Below are 15,558 nucleotides of genomic sequence, written 5' to 3'. Positions count from 1 at the left end.
CAGAACGCCACTTGAAACATTATTAGATGGGAAATCGCTCTGGGCTGAAAAGAATTTAGCCCAAATCTAGACTGACAATCACCGATTGAAAAACGGGTAACTGTCAGGTCAAGTCTGAGCTAGTACAGCTTAATACATGATTGCTGGTAACTAGGTCTTAATATTAACTTGTAGTTTTACAGATATTGATCCACTCTTTTTCAGCAAACTTTAGCCTGATACTAAATCTCTTAAGTTACTAGAAAGTATGGCCTGAATATCCTCTAGAGATTTTCCCCATTCATTAGCCAAATATTCCATCACACTTGTAACGTTTGATGGGTACAGAATATTTCCATCAACCTTAGCAAATGGACCGTCTGTCTCTAATAAAACTCGACTCTCAGGTAACCAAGAAATTACTTTTTTTGCTCTAGCTGAAGTCAACATCGCTGGCCCTATTGAAAAGTAGCAACCAAGCTCTACTGCTTTCAATACTTGCTTCTTTGTTGCTAAAAACCAGTGAAGAACGGGTATACCAGATTTTGGGTATTCATTTAGACATTCTAAAACCATGTCTACTGCATTGAGACTATGAATGGTTAAGATTTTATCTTCGAATGACTCACACATATTTAGAATATGCTTGAACACCAACAATTGGTCATTAAGGTTCTCGACAAAACCTCGAGAGCCATCAAGTCCAATTTCGCCAATATATCGAGTTTCACTTATCAACTTATCAAACAGAGCAAGCTCACTTTTCCTTTGGTGAGCCAGCTGAGGGTGTAACCCCAAAGCGGTTCTACAGTTTTTTATTCCTCGCGTAAGATTACGAGTACCTTCGAAAGCAGAAGGTACCGTAGTAACAGATAACACATAAGACCCTGTACTAGAGATGTCTTTTAGGATTTCGTCATAGTCTGGGTACAGATCTACATGACAATGCATATCCATCATTAAACATTGTTCGCTTTCAGAAAAGTTTCCACTTCTGTTAATCCACGCTGGATCGTAGACTCAAGTTTATTTCTCGTCACTTGATCATCTGGTAATGAACCACTTTGTCTAATCCAGCCCTTGTAATCTTTGCTCTTATCTAACCTAATAATAGCTGTCTGAACAGCATGCAGATCATCTCTTATATCTTTTTCTTTATGAATAAACTTTAGATTTTGACTGACATATGGCGCATCTGCAATAAAACCAGCGTGATGAACTGAAGCCCGCCTTATTAAACAAGGTACGCAGTGGCCACATTGCATATGCTTTCTATGCCAATGACTGCAAGACACACTTAACGGTACGGCCTTAGCGATAGCATCTTGGTCTAAGCATTCAGCTAACATCTCTCCCTTTGTTTTAAATTGGTATGGGTTAATAAACTGTATGTTTAAGCCTGCGTCTTTAAGTAACTCTCCTAGGTGATTTAAAAAGTATGGGTGAGTAGTTCGCGTGCTGTGACTGCCTATTCTTCGCCTTGTAAGTGGAGGATTAATAGATATGTAGCCATTTTCTGGAACAATAATTGTGTTAATACTACTATCTTCATTAGCGTTTCTTAATGCAGATATACCTAACACAGCCATAGCTAAAAAGTTAAAACTTCTGCCACGCATAGTGACATCTGTTTTACCTTTTAGTTTTGACATTAAACTGGGCGAAATGCTGTATGAAAGTTCCCCGTAATTAGATTTCAGCAGCTTTTTAATGCTTTCTTGCTTTACTCCATCGCCACGATAAGCATGACTTAACAACAAAGGTTTATAATTTGATGGACCATTTAGTATATCTATCGCACCGACGGCGCTATCTAACCCTCCAGAGAAAAGACATACGGAGTTTAAACCTTTGAGACTATCAAGCCTTGCTTTGGATTTTTTGCTAATAATAGGTGCAGGCATTTGAAACGTCGTTTTTGTGAACGTAAATTGCCACTGATCACCGGTTAAAAAGTTCAAAATTGAGCTCAAGCGGTTCGATAACGTGTTCCACAAATAATGATCAGTTACAGGAATATGAAGATGCATTACCCTAGACCACGCATCGGCTGCAACACTTCTACGCTCAAATGTTTCCGCAGCAGTAACTGCACTAGCAATGGTAATAAAATCGATAGCGTTTGCATCGATCTCTACACCAAGATCTCGAACTCTCTTTAGCAAAGTGCCAGAAGCTCTACTATGTTTTGCTTTATTATGTGGATGTGTGTTAAACAGCTGAACAGGATGGCAAGCATCAGAGTATTCTGGGAGAAGTGCAGGGTCATGGTTAAAATAGAAGTTAATCATTGAAAGACTCCCACTCATCTACTGTCTGAGATATCGCATCAATTTGTACCTTGGCAATATTGTCTTGCGATATATTGCCTCCATTCTCATTCATCACTTTTTCTACTTTAGATTGAGTTATCACTTTTATTAGGTCCCTTAATTCTTCTTCCATTCTGTGGTGCTTGCTTGGATGCTCAGCATGAAACCAAGCCTTACCCATACCATTGACGACATCCTGAAAAATTAGATCAGTGAGATAGCAAGAAATGGCTTCTTGAATGACATCATCAGTAAACATGGATTCATCAAATGCGTCTTCTTCGGGCAACACTTCCGCCAAGGCAAAGTCTAGGGCTAAACGTACAGAGTCAGCATCACCGTTTTCGGGCGCTAAATGTTCACTAATACGATCTATAGCTTGGTCGGTTGATAGGCCATTGAGTTCTGATAGAGATAGTGTTCTGCCGTTAGCATTAACACTATCACCTTGCATCATTCCCAATAATCCGGAACCTGCAGTGATTCCGCTTGCTAATCGGCGGCTTGTGCCGGAGCCTCCTCCCGATCTGCTAGAGTACTTTTTAAGGGAACCACGCAAGTTGGAGCTATTGCCATCTGGCTTAGCGTACTCACCGAACGATCTCCTTGCACCAGTTAGCCTATTTGGAGATGGTATATTCGGAACGGGCCCAGGAATTTGTGCTTGTACTTTCCCATTGTCTATCTCTGATGGCGACTCTTTGCCCTCAAGCTCCTGCTGACCATCCTCCCCATCTTGATTGCCGCCATCCCCTGTTCCTACTTGCACAGGCTCTCCTTGCTCTGCCCATGGTGGCAAAAGGGGGCTTTTATTGTTCGGTCCAGTACTTGATGCTGAAGTTCCCACTATTTAGCTCCTTCTAACTCTTTAATTATTAATGACAGCCACCGTTTCTTAGGTGCCTTTTTTGCAGCAGCTAAAAAGATATCTCGACATCTATCGTCATGCTTAGCTAACTTCCAAGCTCCATATATGCCAGGGGTTTCTCTTTGCCAGTCTTCAATTTGGCGCAAATGATCTATCAGAGCATCCATTACTGAAACATACTCTTCTGAAGCTGTTTTTTCTAATAAGGCGTCACTTGCTTTGCTTCCTTTAATTTTCTGCTTGATAAGGCCCTCTAGCAATGCTTGAGCAGCCCCGGATATTACAGAGTTAACAGCTCCCATAGGAATGTTTTGTCTACTCAAATATGCGGCAGCTGTAAGGTCAACCCCCGTGAAATTTGGCTGTAATTTTGACCATTTAGTTAAGAAAGGTTGATCATGTTTCCATTCATCAGGCAACATATTTTCTTTTAGTTCTTTATCATTACTTTCTAATTCAGCAATAAGAGCAGGCTGGCCACTCTCTGTATCAATCAGCTCATATAATTTATTTGTTGCTTGAACTCCCATACAACGCTCAAAAATGACTAATTTCGCGATCGTTCTTTCATCAAGTTGCATACCTCTGCGATGTGCTGTTCTTTTTCTCATTTTAATTTGATTTAGTAGTCGCTTAACAATTCTAGGATTGCCGTTAATATTTGCCGACTCCGCAAGTATCAAAGCCATTTGCTCGGCTATTTTGAACTCCTCTCTTAGCTCTGCAACAGAATCGAGCTCACACTCTTCCAGTAAGTCGTCTACAGAAATCTGAGCTTGCTTCCAAGAAAATTTAAGTGATTCCTCCAGCCTTTGTCTCAAACGGATAAACTCTTTTTCAGGAACTTTTCTATCTTGGGCAATTAACATAATCAAATACGCTCTAACCTCCGCAACACCTGGTTTTGGGACGTGCACTGGAATTTGTATGAGCTTGTCTAAATAGTCAGTTTGGTGACGCGCTGACGCGCCTTTATGGAAGTGTGGGATTGCTAATCGAATCATGTCAGGATCAGCTGCGACAACAAATGCAGTATTTGGCATGAATAGGAATAATCTAATAGCTTCAAGTGTCGATATCGTGTTTTCTGGTAAACATCGATCTAGGTTGTCTACATAGACAATAACAGGTTTATCAAAAGCCTGTAATAAAGATATGTATGACTTCCTAAATTCACTAATTTCTTTCGGGGGAGAGAACTTTTTCTTGGCTTTAACAATTCCTTTAGCCTTTTTTCCAACTTTACTTAGTTCTTTCGTATCTTTTTGAAGGTCATTTAGATCGAAAGTACTTTCACCTTCTTCATCAGCGGTATCACCCGCCCACCCGAAAAAGCTTTGAATAGCACCAAATGTTGGCATCCCTGATATAGCCGCTGCACCTTCAGCCATCAGCCCCATAAATCTTACTTTGTCGATTCTCTTGGCAAAATCAAGAGCCTTAGCAAGTAGCTTTTCATCACCTTCCGCAGCTTTAACGAGGTGAGCAGCTATAGTTTCTAATAGTGCAGCTTTTGCATCGTCATATCCTTGGAATGTCCAAGCATCGAAATGAATTTGAATATACTCTTGCTCTTCTTTTTCAAGAGCATTTGCTGTTAGCTCTAAGATCGTTGATTTACCTGCTCCCCAGTCACCAAATACACCAACCGAGATTGGCATTAATTCTCTCTCGGTTATTAGATCTTTTATTGACTCTGCAATCTCATTAAAATTGAGAAAGTCAATTTTTGACTCTTTATCCGACCACATAAGTTCTCCTTCTCTATCAAGATGTTTATTTTGTTATCAAAATGTTTTTAATCAAGTTTTTTTTGATAGAAAGTTGTTCTAGAACAATCGTTGTCGTATAACTTCAGTACAGAGGTAAACCTTATTACTATTTATAAGCGCTTCATTAGGCTGCATTATCTGAAGGGACACTAATTGATTGGAGCGTACTGCAAACCATTTAAAATTAATCATCCCTCCCCAAAATAAAATCAATGCATGGGCAGGTAAAGTCGTCGCCGAACATAAGGTGAAGGTGATAAACCTGCTCTATGGTCATCACGGTTCTGCCGGATTCGAAGTTGCTGATGGTGGATTGGTCCACATTGAGCTTGGCGGCAAGTTGGGCTTGTGAGAGTTTATGGTCCCGTCTTAGGTTGCGTAGGTTTGCCTGTAACGCTCGTAGCATACGGTTGACTTTTTGATTCCTGGTGTGTGCGTTGTTTTTCATTCCTTTTCCTTTTAGAACAACCGGTTTAATAAGCGTGGCTGGTTATTTATGATTCAAAGTTATGCTACCGGAATGTGAGTCCAATAGGTTTGACAATATACTTTTATTTTTCTTATCATTAACATTTGTGGTTGTTTAGATTGGGCACCTTTGTGCTGCGCGTACGTGAGGTAGAAAACCAAGGATAGAAAATTGACTCTCGATTCAAAACATCTGGTTCAGCAGCTAAGGCTTTCTGGGCCTTACAGTGTGATACAGTTTGCAAAGAAATTGGGTGTGTCAAAACAAACGGTTTATAACTGGGAGAGTGGAAAAACAGCACCAGATTTACCACAGCTTATCAGGATGTACGTAGTTTGTGGGCTAAATCCTAGGTCGCTTTTACCTCAGAAGAAACAGCAAGGGGAGATTAAAGAAGACCCGGGAATTTCTGAATGAGGCACTTCTTTCGAAGCAGTTCACTTGTTACACTCAAAACGTTATGTAACTCAACAATTAGGGATTAATATGAAAAGTACGATTAAAAAAAAGCACTTAAAAACATTGAATGCGCATAGCTTAACTGCCGTGGCAGGGGCTAGTGGTGTTTCTGGTGGAGGCGGTCAGGTAGACCCGAAAGCTGCACCTATCGACCCTGCTTTTCTGAAAGGGTACAAAAAGTCTAACTAATTTCCTGGATTTATATGGACGTTTTATCTCAATTATCAGTAGATCATAACCATTTGATGAATATTTTCATATGGTTTGCACTTGTCTTAGCCGTGTTTGCCAGCCGCAACAGCCCTAATGTCAGATGGGTGGCGTGCAGTATACTCATTGCCAGAACGGCAGACATACTGCTGTATGGTTGGGCACTGACAACTGAGGGTTGGTTCTACCTGATTATGAGTGTGCAGGATGCGGCGCTTATCCTGTTAATTGTAAAACGTCACGCTGTGGCTTCGGTTGTGGCTGGGCTCAGGCTGGGCACGCTGAGCCAGTTTGCCAAAGATTGCCTGTCTAACTTTAAGATGACGTCGAACGAGCTGATGTACGTGCTGGTTTTATCTGCATCTGTTGTGGTTAATATTGCGGCATTGATCGAGCGGGAAATCAGACAATTCACCGAGTTTAACCCCATGTTTATCTACAACGCTTACGAACCCATCAAGCTGGTACTTACACTATTATCGGTTCTGGCTATTATGTCTTTGACGATAGATGCGGTGCGTGGGTTTTATTCTAAAGATAAGGTTGAAGCTGATCAGCGCCAGTAATTAATTTTAGTCGTTGTTTTGCGTACAATTAAATAGCAAAAAACCGCTCGGACTGTTGTAGCCACTAGAGCGGTTTTTTAGTTTTAGCTGCCTGGGATTGTTTGCAATCAAAACCCGTTACGCCGTTTCAGCCAATGCAGGTGCTTTCCACACTCACCCCATCAAAACTCTCCATCAAAACACGCCATTATCATTTTGAATGTCGCCACCGCTGAAAAGTGAGTAAATGCGCATGGATAGATCCAGGGCCTGGATAGAGTCCCAGTGTTCAACAATGCGGCCGTCTTCGATGCGCCAGGTGTCGATGATGTTCATGCCTTTTTGGTCATTGCCACGGTGATCTTTATCCAGTGTGGCGTGAGAGTGAAAAATCACGAAGTCGCCGTCTGTGTAGATGTGTTTTACGTCGTAGCTGTAGTCCGGGTAGCTCTCAACAAACTCCTGTAAGAAGCCGACCAGACCTGGGATTTTATCCGGTAAGTTGCGGTTGTGCTGCACGTAGGCGCTGTCGTTGTAGTGTGCCAGTACATAATCAAAGTTATGGTCGTTCATCAGGTTTTGTACAAAGTCGGTGACCAGGCGAGCATTGCTTAATTCCTGCTCGCTCCAGTTTGGTTTTTTTAACTGATCAAACTGGATTTTAGGGGCGTCTTTGTCTGCGGCCAAAGTGACGGTGCTGACCAGTAAAAGTAATGCTGCGCTTAGGGTTTTCAACATGGGGTGCTCCTCAGTTGTAATTCAGGGTTTAAGTCTCATCTGGTAACCATGGTAATTAATAGTAACCACCTTTGCAAGAAGGCACAAATTGCTTACCAGGGCACTTTTTGGTAACCCGTGTCCTGAAATTTTGCTCGCGCAGTGACTTTGGGCTGGTGCACAGGGTGTTCATAGTTGGCATGTTTATTCGGGGTGTTACAGTCTGGCTGTGTGTATCCCGGATGCTAGACATGGTGGATCCAGATCGTATGTTTAGACACTGCACCCTCACAATTTAGGTGCAGGCACCTTCACAGACATAGCAGCAGAGCGTCTCGTTATTGATGTTTTGTGTGTGTTTGTTCGGACTGCGCGTCAATTATCTGGGATAGGGTAGCCCCTCGTTAAACTAAAAAAGTAGCAGGGTATCGAGGCTTTAAGCGCTTATGTCGCCAAGACTGTTTCCTAACTTCCTGAAATTATTTGAAAGAAAAAGTTCGAACGGGCCCATTCAAACGACTTACCGGCCATTTCTTTGCATTGTATGACCTCACCTGTTCACGGTTAACAACATTCAATACGAGGAAGACAATGCAAAACGTTCAGCACACACCTACATCCTGGGATGCCCGATTTTTTCTGATTGCCGGTGGTTTTATGTTAATCAACACCCTGTGTTTATGGGCGCGTCATTTTTCCGGATATCAGCTGTCCATTTTGTGGCCCGCGATCCCGGCGATTATCGGGCTCGCATCCAGTGTCCTGGGGTTGTATAAACTGCACCCTCGAATTGTGTTGCGAGCGCCGAAACTGGCAAAGTGGGGTGCGGGGTTTGCACTGGCGGCTTTGCTGGCACTGAGCATTGGAGCCTGCTGGGTCATTGCCAGTGCAGTGCTGGGCGATGCCACCAGAGGCGTTGGCATGCAGGCGCTGATTGGTTTGTTTATGGTTGCGATGGTGGGCGCCTTTATTTGCAATGCGCTTGTCTGCCTGCGGGACCCTGCATCGCGCACCCTGGGCATGGCGTTGTCTGTGCCGGTGGCTTGCTGGGGTTTGATGATAGTGGTTGGCGTGATATCCGGACCGGAAGTGGGGCTATCGCTGGACTTTTACACCAATGGGTTACTTGCGCTGGCGTTTGTGTGGGCCAGCCGGGTGATCCGCTCTGATTCGGTGGCCGGATCTCAGGTGGCGTGAATAGACGCCGCGGGCGATTTAGAATACTACAGTGTAGAAATTTGGGTACTTATTGCGCTACTGTGATTGTATGTTTATAAATCTGCAAGGAGAAACAGATGAGCAAACACAAATCGGTATTTGTGACTGGCGGAACAGGCAATATCGGCAGTGCGATAGTGCAGGAGTTGATAGCGCACGGTTATCAGGTCAAGGTGTTATGCAGAAATGCAACCAGTGCCGATAAAGCCGAGCAACTGGGCGCAACAGCAGTGACGGGGTCACTGACTGGGCCGCAACCCTGGCTCAGTGAGCTTACCAACTGTGATGCGTTTATCCATACCGCCTGTACCTTTGATGATAAGATGGGCGAGATCGATGCGACGCTGATGCAGGCTGTGGCTGAGTATGCCTTAACACGCACTACGCCACTCATACTGGTCTATACCGCGGGGTGTTGGGCCTATGGTAGCCATGATACGGTGATCACCGAAACCACGCCAAAGCACTCAGTGGCCGATTTTCAGTGGATGCTGGACAACATCGCCTGGTTATCTGACAAAGAAAACATCGACTTACGCGTTGTCAGCCCGGTCAATGTGGTGTGCGAGGAAGAGCACTATTTACCGCCCATCCTGAGCTGGGAAATAGAACGCTGTGGCCACCCCGTGTTACCGACGGACGAAGCACAAACCTGGTCGCTGGTTGAGCGTGAGAATCTGGCTGAGTTATATCGGTTGGTACTCGAACGAGGAAAATCGGGAGAAGAATACATTGGCTCTGCGGAGCATCGTGCCCCGCTGGCCAGTTTGTTACGGCAGCTGTCTGAGCAGCCGATTGAATGTGGGCAGGCGGCGCAGTGGGCAAAGCAGTATGGCAGCTGGACAGAAGGCTATGCACTGCAACAGGTGTTCTCAAGTGATAAGGCTATGCGCGAGTTAGGCTGGCAACCCAGACCTTTTTTAAATCTGGATTAAGGCCCTGCATAGGTAAAATGACCCTGATGAGGTGCAAAAAGTGGGCTTCACATCCTCAATGGCCTTTAACCGCACTTCACGGTGTAATCGGCAGAAGCCGGTTCAGGTTTATCTGCGCCGGCTGCTACGTGGGTGTTTAAAGGCTTACTTATGGCTGTCGGATCACATTGACGGACACTTCAGCACCGTGATCGACTCTGGACGGTTTAAAGGCGACAAGCAAGCTTGCAAACTGATCTAACTGGTTGAGTCTGAGCTCAGCAGTACCCTGATAGCGGTGGGATTTTAAACGTCGATTGCCTAGCTTGGTAAAGGAGCCGTCAGCTCTGATCCCAATCACGGTTGCTTTCACTGAGCGTGACAGGGCGCTGATGGCTTTCAGGTCAATCACTGCCCGAGCGTCTCTGCCCTGGGCCTCAATCGGGTTATCAATAAATACACCGGTATAATGTGTGTCCGAGATATACACGGTGTTTTGTAAATAATCGATGCCGGCGTGGGCCAGAATATCGACCAGGGCCGGGTTGTTCTCCAGGTTAACTGCGCCAAACAGATTAAAGTTTTCTTGCGAGTTATCACCGCCACCACATTGCCCTTTTTGCGCATTGCTGCCTTGCGAGGTGACGCCTAACACAGTGGCCGGACGCTGTCGGGTGGTGATTGAGGAGCCGCTATCTCCGCCGCATAACAGGCGATTTGTATAGAGGATATTGTGTCTGTATTCGTCTTCGCGAAACGCATCGCGTTCAGCACCATCACCCGCGCCCACGGTTGGACGTGCTTTTCTGAAGGTGATGTCCAGCGTGCCATCGGTCTGATCGGAATCGCCATACACAGGGCTGGCACCTACCACGGTGAGTTTTTTGCCCTCTACCTGATGTCTGGTAAAGCTATATCTGGATGGCAGGAACGCAGGGACATATTCCTCAGGCGCCGCCGAGTTGAGCTGGAACACGGCAAAATCATCCTGGGCAAAAGCGATGCGCTTTTCGGCATTTTGTAACGACGGAAAAGCATACTCGGCGTGAACATGCAGCTGTGGCTGTGCATCGGCCTGACCTTTAATATCAATAAAATGCGTCTGATTACCTTCATCATCGCGGATATCTGTATTCCCGATCAACATAATTTTGTGTGTTAGCACGTCGTCGTCTTTCAGCTTAAAAAGAGTATGCAGCGTGTGCTGATCCACGCAGTGCCCGGCTGTTAATACCCAGTCCTGAGTGAGTAAAGTACCAGAGCAGCGGCTCAAAAAACGCGTTCCCACCTTAAACGTTAACCCTACTGCATAACCATACCTGACGTCTGTCTCATCCAGTTCCGGGCCAATAGCCTGAATACCAAAGTCCGGGACAGTTGTGCTGGCGAGCGGGTCGTTGTTGTGTGTATTCTGCTGGTTATTTAGGCCAGCCATGTAGTATTCGATAGACTGAGTTTGTGCGAGGGACAGTGAGGTGGTACAGAGCAGGCAAAGTGATAGCGTACGGCTAAGATAGTTCTTCATGATAGTTCCTTTAAATCCAATAAAAATGTTAACTGTTTGTTTAATTTAAACATTCATCGAGTGTTTTGAATAGCTTTGTGTGAGTCTTTTTTTACTCAATGTACTATTTCTGTGTGCGCATCAGTTTATTTTGCATCAGTAAATTGGTGTTTGTGATCGACGGAGTAGGGAATATTGGCAGGACTGCAGAGCTGGCGCTGTTGGATCATGGTTATACACTGCACCGGGTGTTCTCACATGATAAAGTCATGGGTGAGTATGGCCGGTTGTACGGGCTGTTTTTACTTCCGAGTGCGTGACCGCCAAGGCCCGTTAATTGTGTTGTTTGATAAACTGCCCGGGCGTGATGCCAAAGTGGTTTTTAAATGCCCGGGTAAAGTGGGACTGGTCGTTAAAGCCCAGCTCCAGAGCGGTCGCGGCGATATTGGTGCGCCCGGATTGCAATGCGGTTTTGGCCTGTGCCAGACGCCTATCCAGAATGTGCTGATAGGGGGTGATCCCCAGGTGTTTTTTAAACTCCCTCAGAAAGTAAAACTTGCTGCACCCCAGTAAGTCCGCTAGATCGTCCACCGCGATACTTTGACCAATATGTGCCTGAATATAGTCATCAATTTTAGCAATTTGCTGTTGATCAAACTTAGAAGTCGCGACCTGCGCCGTTTTCTGATCCAGATAATTGGAGTAGTTGTGTATGTAATGGGTGGCCAGCAGCCCAACGAGGTTGTCTAAATAGGCTGTGCCATTGCGGCCCTTGTTTTGTACTTCGAGCATAAACAGTTCAATCATGCCCTTGATGGTGCCATCCACTACGTTGTAATTGTTCAAAAACTGCAATTCAATGCCATCCAGGCTGAGTGGGCAGCGGTCAAGAAACTGCCGGGCCTCGATGGCCAGGATCACGAAATAGCAGGGTTCTGAGATCGCATGCGTAAAGGGCGTGTCCGGCGGGTTGATCCAGATATTGCCCGCTCTGGTGTGTAAGTCGGCAAGTTGCCCGTTTTGTTCGGCCTGCCAGTGCAAGTCATTTTCCAGTGCCAGTGCAAAGTAAAAGTACGGCGTGTAAACATGAGTAGGGTAAAAATGGGGAGACATACCTTGTTCAACCAGTATGCCCGGCCACGCCAGATCATGATTCGAAAAGGTAATCTCCAGCACCGCACCACAATCCGATAAGGTGTTGGTTTCAAAGTTATAAAACCTCAGGTTTGATTGCATTGCGGGGTGTTCATTGATGGCTCTTAGGATGAATCTAGCCCACTGTACTATCCGCCGTCAACTCAGCTGTGTGCAATAAAATACCAAAACCCGGGCAGGAATCTTCAATCTTGCAGGGCCCCTCAGCCGCTAATCTATACCCAGGTTAGCCAAACGGCTCGCATACAACACAGAGGGTGCCATGTTTAAGCAATCACTATTACTCCTGTTAGGGAGTCTGACCATCGCAGCATTACCACACACTGCGTCTGCAACCACGCATCAGCATCAATTATCGTCACAGGAGATCACTATGCAAAAGATAGAATTGCGTACTCAGGTAGGGCCGCTTGCTGCCAACCTGTACCTGCCCAAAAATCATTCCAATGCACCGTTGGTTATCGTCACGGGTGCCTGGACAACGGTGAAAGAGCAAATGAGCGGGGTCTATGCGCAGGCACTGGCAGAGCAAGGGTTTGCTGCGCTGACCTTCGACTTTCGCGGTTGGGGTGAAAGTGCTGACACGGTGCAGTATTTGGAAGACCCGGTTCGTAAAACCGCGGATATTCGTGCCGTGATCGATGCGCTCGACCAGTTGCAGGGCGTCGATACCACACGTATAGCAGGTCTCGGGATCTGTGCATCGGCCGGGTATATGCTGGATGCCATAACAGGTCATGGCAAAGTAAAAAGCGCTGCCGTAGTCGCCCCCTGGTTGCATGACAAAGCCATGGCGACAGCCATTTACGGTGGCGAAGCACAAGTCCAGAATTTACTTGCTGCGGCTGAACAAGCGACTGAGGCTGCGCAACCTGTTTATATTGAAGCGGCCAGCAACAGCAATGCACAGTCATTGATGTATCAGGTCCCTTATTACACGCAAACAGATCGAGGGTTAATTCCCCAGTACGATAATCAGTTTAATGTTGCCTCCTGGTCGGGCTGGTTAAATTACGATGCGCAGGCCGGTGCCGCGGCTCAGGATAAACCGGTGCTGATGGTCGCTTCCGATGCCATGGCATTGCCAGCGGGTGCCCGTCAATATCTTGATAGCGCGGGTAGCAATGTGCGTGCCGTGTGGTTTGAGGGGATCAGTCAGTTTGATTTTTACGATCAGCCCAAGTCGGTCAGTCAGGCGGTGGATGCCGTCGTGACACATTTTGCGGCAACTTTGTGAGGGGCAGCATGCGAGCAAGATATTGGTTAGTACTATTTATAGGAGTCATGACGATGAATGCCAATGCACGCACAATGACAGCAGACGAAGCTAAAATTCGCAGTCAGATACACAGTTTTTCTGTGTTTGCCGATCAGGGGGCATTTGAATATCTTGGCAGGGTATTTGCCCCGCAGCTGACGGTCGATTACAGCGACTTATTTGGCACAGCAGCACAGCGGATAGAGCGACGGGCATTACTACAGCAGTGGGCCGGATTTCTGCCTGGCTTTGATGCTACCTTGCACGAACTCAGTAATCTGGTTGTGACCGTCACGGGTGATAAGGCTGTCGCCAGCGCTGAGTTTATTGCACGTCACTGGCTGGGAGAAACGGGATTTTGGTCGGTGTCCGGGGGCTATGAGTTCGGTCTGATCAAAGCGCAGCAGCATTGGCAAATTTCGTCCATCAGGCTCATCCGTAAAGCAGAGCAGGGGAGCCGCGATATTCTGGCGACCGCGCCGCAGCATGCCCGGCAAAATTGGCTGGAGCGGGAAGCCCGAAAAGTAACGGATTAGTGTGAGCAGGCAGCGATCAATGCAATTGGGCGTCGTTTTGCGTTGATCGCTCTCTGAGTGCAGATTAAAGGGCCCGGGCAAACATCGCCCAGAACATCACCCGGACGTGCGATTTAGCTACAATATCAAACTCTTCTTCTCTGTCTTTACGGTATTTTTCTGCCATTTTGGCGTGAGCAAAGTCGATGATTTCATTGGTATAGCCCGCGTACCAGCTGAATGGCGATTCGCCTTTAAAGTGCTCGGCAAACTGGGCTTTGGCCAGCCCCGCATGGATAAAGGCTTGAACATCGCGGATATAGTCCCGGACAAACTGGACATCGGCTTTATAGCCCAGGTTACTGTGGCCGGTGACCATCACGTCCCAGTCCAGCGTCATCAGTGTCTCTATGTCGTTTTTGTAGGCGATGGCGTCTTCAACGTTCGAAAAACTGCGAAACTCCAGTTGATCCGGGTGAACCAGATCGATGGCGTGAATGATGGTGCGCCCCTGATCGGTGATAAGCAACGCCGTATTGTCCTGAGTGTGGCCATTAAAGTTGCTAAATGTTGTGAGCGTGTGGCCTTCAAAACTAAACGTGTCGCCAATGATCTGAGTGACTGGCGCAGGTGCCGTGACTTTGTGCGAGTGCAGTGCATCACGTACCTCTGTGGTGGCATAAATTTCAATGGGGGTATCGGCCAGTGCTTTTTGGATCAGCCGTGAGTCGCCTACGTGATCAGCATGGGCATGAGAATAGACGATGCCATGCAGCGGTTTATGGGTGAAAGATTGGATGGCTGCCAGCAGTTGTTTGCCAGTGCCATGGGGGGCGTCGATCAGCAGCACGCTGCGCTGACCAACCACCGCGGTGACGTTGTAGTTGGCAACCGAGATCCAGTACACGCTCTGGCTCAGGCGTTGCACTTCATAAGGCTTTATAAAACGCTCGCGGTGGCTACCTGCAACCTTTTGATTGGGCGCCGCGATGTGCGTGGCAGAGGCGGGTTTATAGATAAAGTCGGCGGCCTGTGCAGTGACAGCTGACAGCATGGCCAGTGCGCCGAAGAAAGCATATTTTGGTGTGTTCATGGGGGTTTCCTGGTTGTGTATTACATCGACAAGGGGTTGTCAGCGCACGCTGTGTACGCTTTAAATACATAAAAGTATCAAAAATACCCTTGGTATCTTTTGGGAACTATAGAGTTCGGATATACTCAGATCAAGTAAGCACCAATTTGTAAGCTAGTATGGCTGGGGTAACCAATGGCGGAAAACAACGCGTTACAAGCAGAAGAAAATGAAATTAATTTGGCTGGCTGCCCGATGACCTCGGTGATGAATGTGATCGGTGGTAAGTGGAAGGTGATCATTCTGTTTCACCTGCGCGACAGCACGCTGCGTTTTGGTGAGCTGAAAAAGCGCATTCCTAAAATCACGCAAAAGATGCTGACTCAGCAATTACGGGAGCTTGAAGCCGACGGGCTGGTCTCTCGCGAGGTGTATGCAGAAGTGCCGCCCAGGGTGGAATACACCAGTACCGGATTGTCGGATGAGCTCAGACCGATCCTGGATATGCTGTGTGAATGGGGTCAGCGACAACAGCATGTGGTCCATAAAAAAGGCGACACCTAAGTGTCGCCTGACTGCTAGCTCTCAAAA

Annotated in this window: 18 protein-coding genes; 9 read left to right on the top strand and 9 right to left on the bottom strand. The window is 46.5% G+C overall.

Annotated elements, in window-relative coordinates; all coding sequences use genetic code 11:
- Positions 1-210: 210 nt before the first annotated feature.
- The 5 genes from qatD to IY568_RS16115 form a co-directional block, all read right to left on the bottom strand.
- Complete coding sequence (gene qatD / locus IY568_RS16135; RefSeq protein ID WP_194868095.1) at positions 211-939, bottom strand: Qat anti-phage system TatD family nuclease QatD; 729 nt, start codon at positions 937-939, stop codon at positions 211-213.
- A complete protein-coding gene (gene qatC, locus IY568_RS16130) occupies positions 939-2,270 on the bottom strand; it encodes a Qat anti-phage system QueC-like protein QatC (protein WP_194868094.1) in 1,332 nt (443 codons plus the stop codon). Before qatC ends, qatD begins: the two co-directional genes overlap by 1 nt.
- Positions 2,263-3,060, bottom strand: coding sequence for a hypothetical protein (locus IY568_RS16125; protein ID WP_323744751.1), 798 nt, complete (start codon positions 3,058-3,060; stop codon positions 2,263-2,265). The genes qatC and IY568_RS16125 overlap by 8 nt, the downstream gene beginning before the upstream one ends.
- Before the next feature lie 77 nt (positions 3,061-3,137).
- Complete coding sequence (locus tag IY568_RS16120) at positions 3,138-4,910, bottom strand: KAP family P-loop NTPase fold protein (protein WP_194868092.1); 1,773 nt, start codon at positions 4,908-4,910, stop codon at positions 3,138-3,140.
- 205 nt (positions 4,911-5,115) lie between these two features.
- Positions 5,116-5,379, bottom strand: coding sequence for a helix-turn-helix domain-containing protein (locus IY568_RS16115; RefSeq protein WP_125561079.1), 264 nt, complete (start codon positions 5,377-5,379; stop codon positions 5,116-5,118).
- A 192-nt stretch (positions 5,380-5,571) separates the two neighbouring features.
- Between IY568_RS16115 and IY568_RS16110 the strand changes: the two genes are divergently transcribed.
- The 3 genes from IY568_RS16110 (at position 5,572) to IY568_RS16100 (ending at position 6,635) form a co-directional block, all read left to right on the top strand.
- On the top strand, positions 5,572-5,817 hold the full coding sequence (locus tag IY568_RS16110; protein ID WP_125561077.1) for a helix-turn-helix transcriptional regulator: 246 nt from the start codon (positions 5,572-5,574) through the stop codon (positions 5,815-5,817).
- A 69-nt stretch (positions 5,818-5,886) separates the two neighbouring features.
- Positions 5,887-6,048, top strand: a complete 162-nt coding sequence (locus IY568_RS16105) for a hypothetical protein (protein ID WP_164517560.1) — start codon at positions 5,887-5,889, stop codon at positions 6,046-6,048.
- Between the two features lie 14 nt (positions 6,049-6,062).
- Entirely contained in the window at positions 6,063-6,635 is a 573-nt protein-coding gene (locus IY568_RS16100; protein WP_125561075.1) for a hypothetical protein, read from the top strand.
- A gap of 174 nt (positions 6,636-6,809) precedes the next feature.
- Here IY568_RS16100 and IY568_RS16095 read toward each other — a convergent pair whose 3' ends face one another.
- Complete coding sequence (locus IY568_RS16095; protein ID WP_194868091.1) at positions 6,810-7,352, bottom strand: nuclear transport factor 2 family protein; 543 nt, start codon at positions 7,350-7,352, stop codon at positions 6,810-6,812.
- Between the two features lie 570 nt (positions 7,353-7,922).
- On the opposite strand from IY568_RS16095, the gene IY568_RS16090 reads away from it, so the two are divergent.
- Together IY568_RS16090 and IY568_RS16085 are read left to right on the top strand one after the other, a co-directional pair.
- A complete protein-coding gene (locus IY568_RS16090) occupies positions 7,923-8,528 on the top strand; it encodes a hypothetical protein (protein ID WP_194868090.1) in 606 nt (201 codons plus the stop codon).
- Between the two features lie 98 nt (positions 8,529-8,626).
- Positions 8,627-9,484, top strand: coding sequence for an NAD-dependent epimerase/dehydratase family protein (locus tag IY568_RS16085; RefSeq protein WP_194868089.1), 858 nt, complete (start codon positions 8,627-8,629; stop codon positions 9,482-9,484).
- Between the two features lie 148 nt (positions 9,485-9,632).
- On the opposite strand, the gene IY568_RS16080 is transcribed toward IY568_RS16085, so the two are convergent.
- On the bottom strand, positions 9,633-10,988 hold the full coding sequence (locus tag IY568_RS16080; protein WP_194868088.1) for a trypsin-like serine protease: 1,356 nt from the start codon (positions 10,986-10,988) through the stop codon (positions 9,633-9,635).
- A gap of 113 nt (positions 10,989-11,101) precedes the next feature.
- On the opposite strand from IY568_RS16080, the gene IY568_RS24815 reads away from it, so the two are divergent.
- Positions 11,102-11,287, top strand: a complete 186-nt coding sequence (locus tag IY568_RS24815; RefSeq protein WP_228553388.1) for a hypothetical protein — start codon at positions 11,102-11,104, stop codon at positions 11,285-11,287.
- Positions 11,288-11,300: 13 nt separating this feature from the next.
- Here IY568_RS24815 and IY568_RS16075 read toward each other — a convergent pair whose 3' ends face one another.
- Positions 11,301-12,203 (bottom strand): helix-turn-helix transcriptional regulator, encoded by a 903-nt coding sequence (locus IY568_RS16075; protein WP_194868087.1) that lies wholly within the window; start codon positions 12,201-12,203, stop codon positions 11,301-11,303.
- A 181-nt stretch (positions 12,204-12,384) separates the two neighbouring features.
- Between IY568_RS16075 and IY568_RS16070 the strand changes: the two genes are divergently transcribed.
- Both IY568_RS16070 and IY568_RS16065 read left to right on the top strand, forming a co-directional pair.
- Entirely contained in the window at positions 12,385-13,359 is a 975-nt protein-coding gene (locus IY568_RS16070) for an alpha/beta hydrolase (RefSeq protein ID WP_194868086.1), read from the top strand.
- Between the two features lie 53 nt (positions 13,360-13,412).
- Positions 13,413-13,916, top strand: a complete 504-nt coding sequence (locus IY568_RS16065; protein ID WP_228553387.1) for a nuclear transport factor 2 family protein — start codon at positions 13,413-13,415, stop codon at positions 13,914-13,916.
- Between the two features lie 64 nt (positions 13,917-13,980).
- Here the strand turns inward: IY568_RS16065 and IY568_RS16060 are convergent, their stop codons facing one another.
- The gene (locus IY568_RS16060) at positions 13,981-14,988 is read right to left on the bottom strand and encodes an MBL fold metallo-hydrolase (RefSeq protein ID WP_194868084.1); all 1,008 of its coding nucleotides are present in this window, start codon (positions 14,986-14,988) and stop codon (positions 13,981-13,983) included.
- 174 nt (positions 14,989-15,162) lie between these two features.
- Here IY568_RS16060 and IY568_RS16055 point away from each other — a divergent pair, with 174 nt between their 5' ends.
- Complete coding sequence (locus IY568_RS16055; protein ID WP_125561058.1) at positions 15,163-15,531, top strand: winged helix-turn-helix transcriptional regulator; 369 nt, start codon at positions 15,163-15,165, stop codon at positions 15,529-15,531.
- Positions 15,532-15,558 lie beyond the last annotated feature (27 nt).

This window comes from Pseudoalteromonas sp. PPB1, from assembly GCF_015356275.1.
Lineage (GTDB): Bacteria > Pseudomonadota > Gammaproteobacteria > Enterobacterales > Alteromonadaceae > Pseudoalteromonas > Pseudoalteromonas rubra_D.
This window is presented reverse-complemented; position numbering and strand designations above follow the sequence as displayed.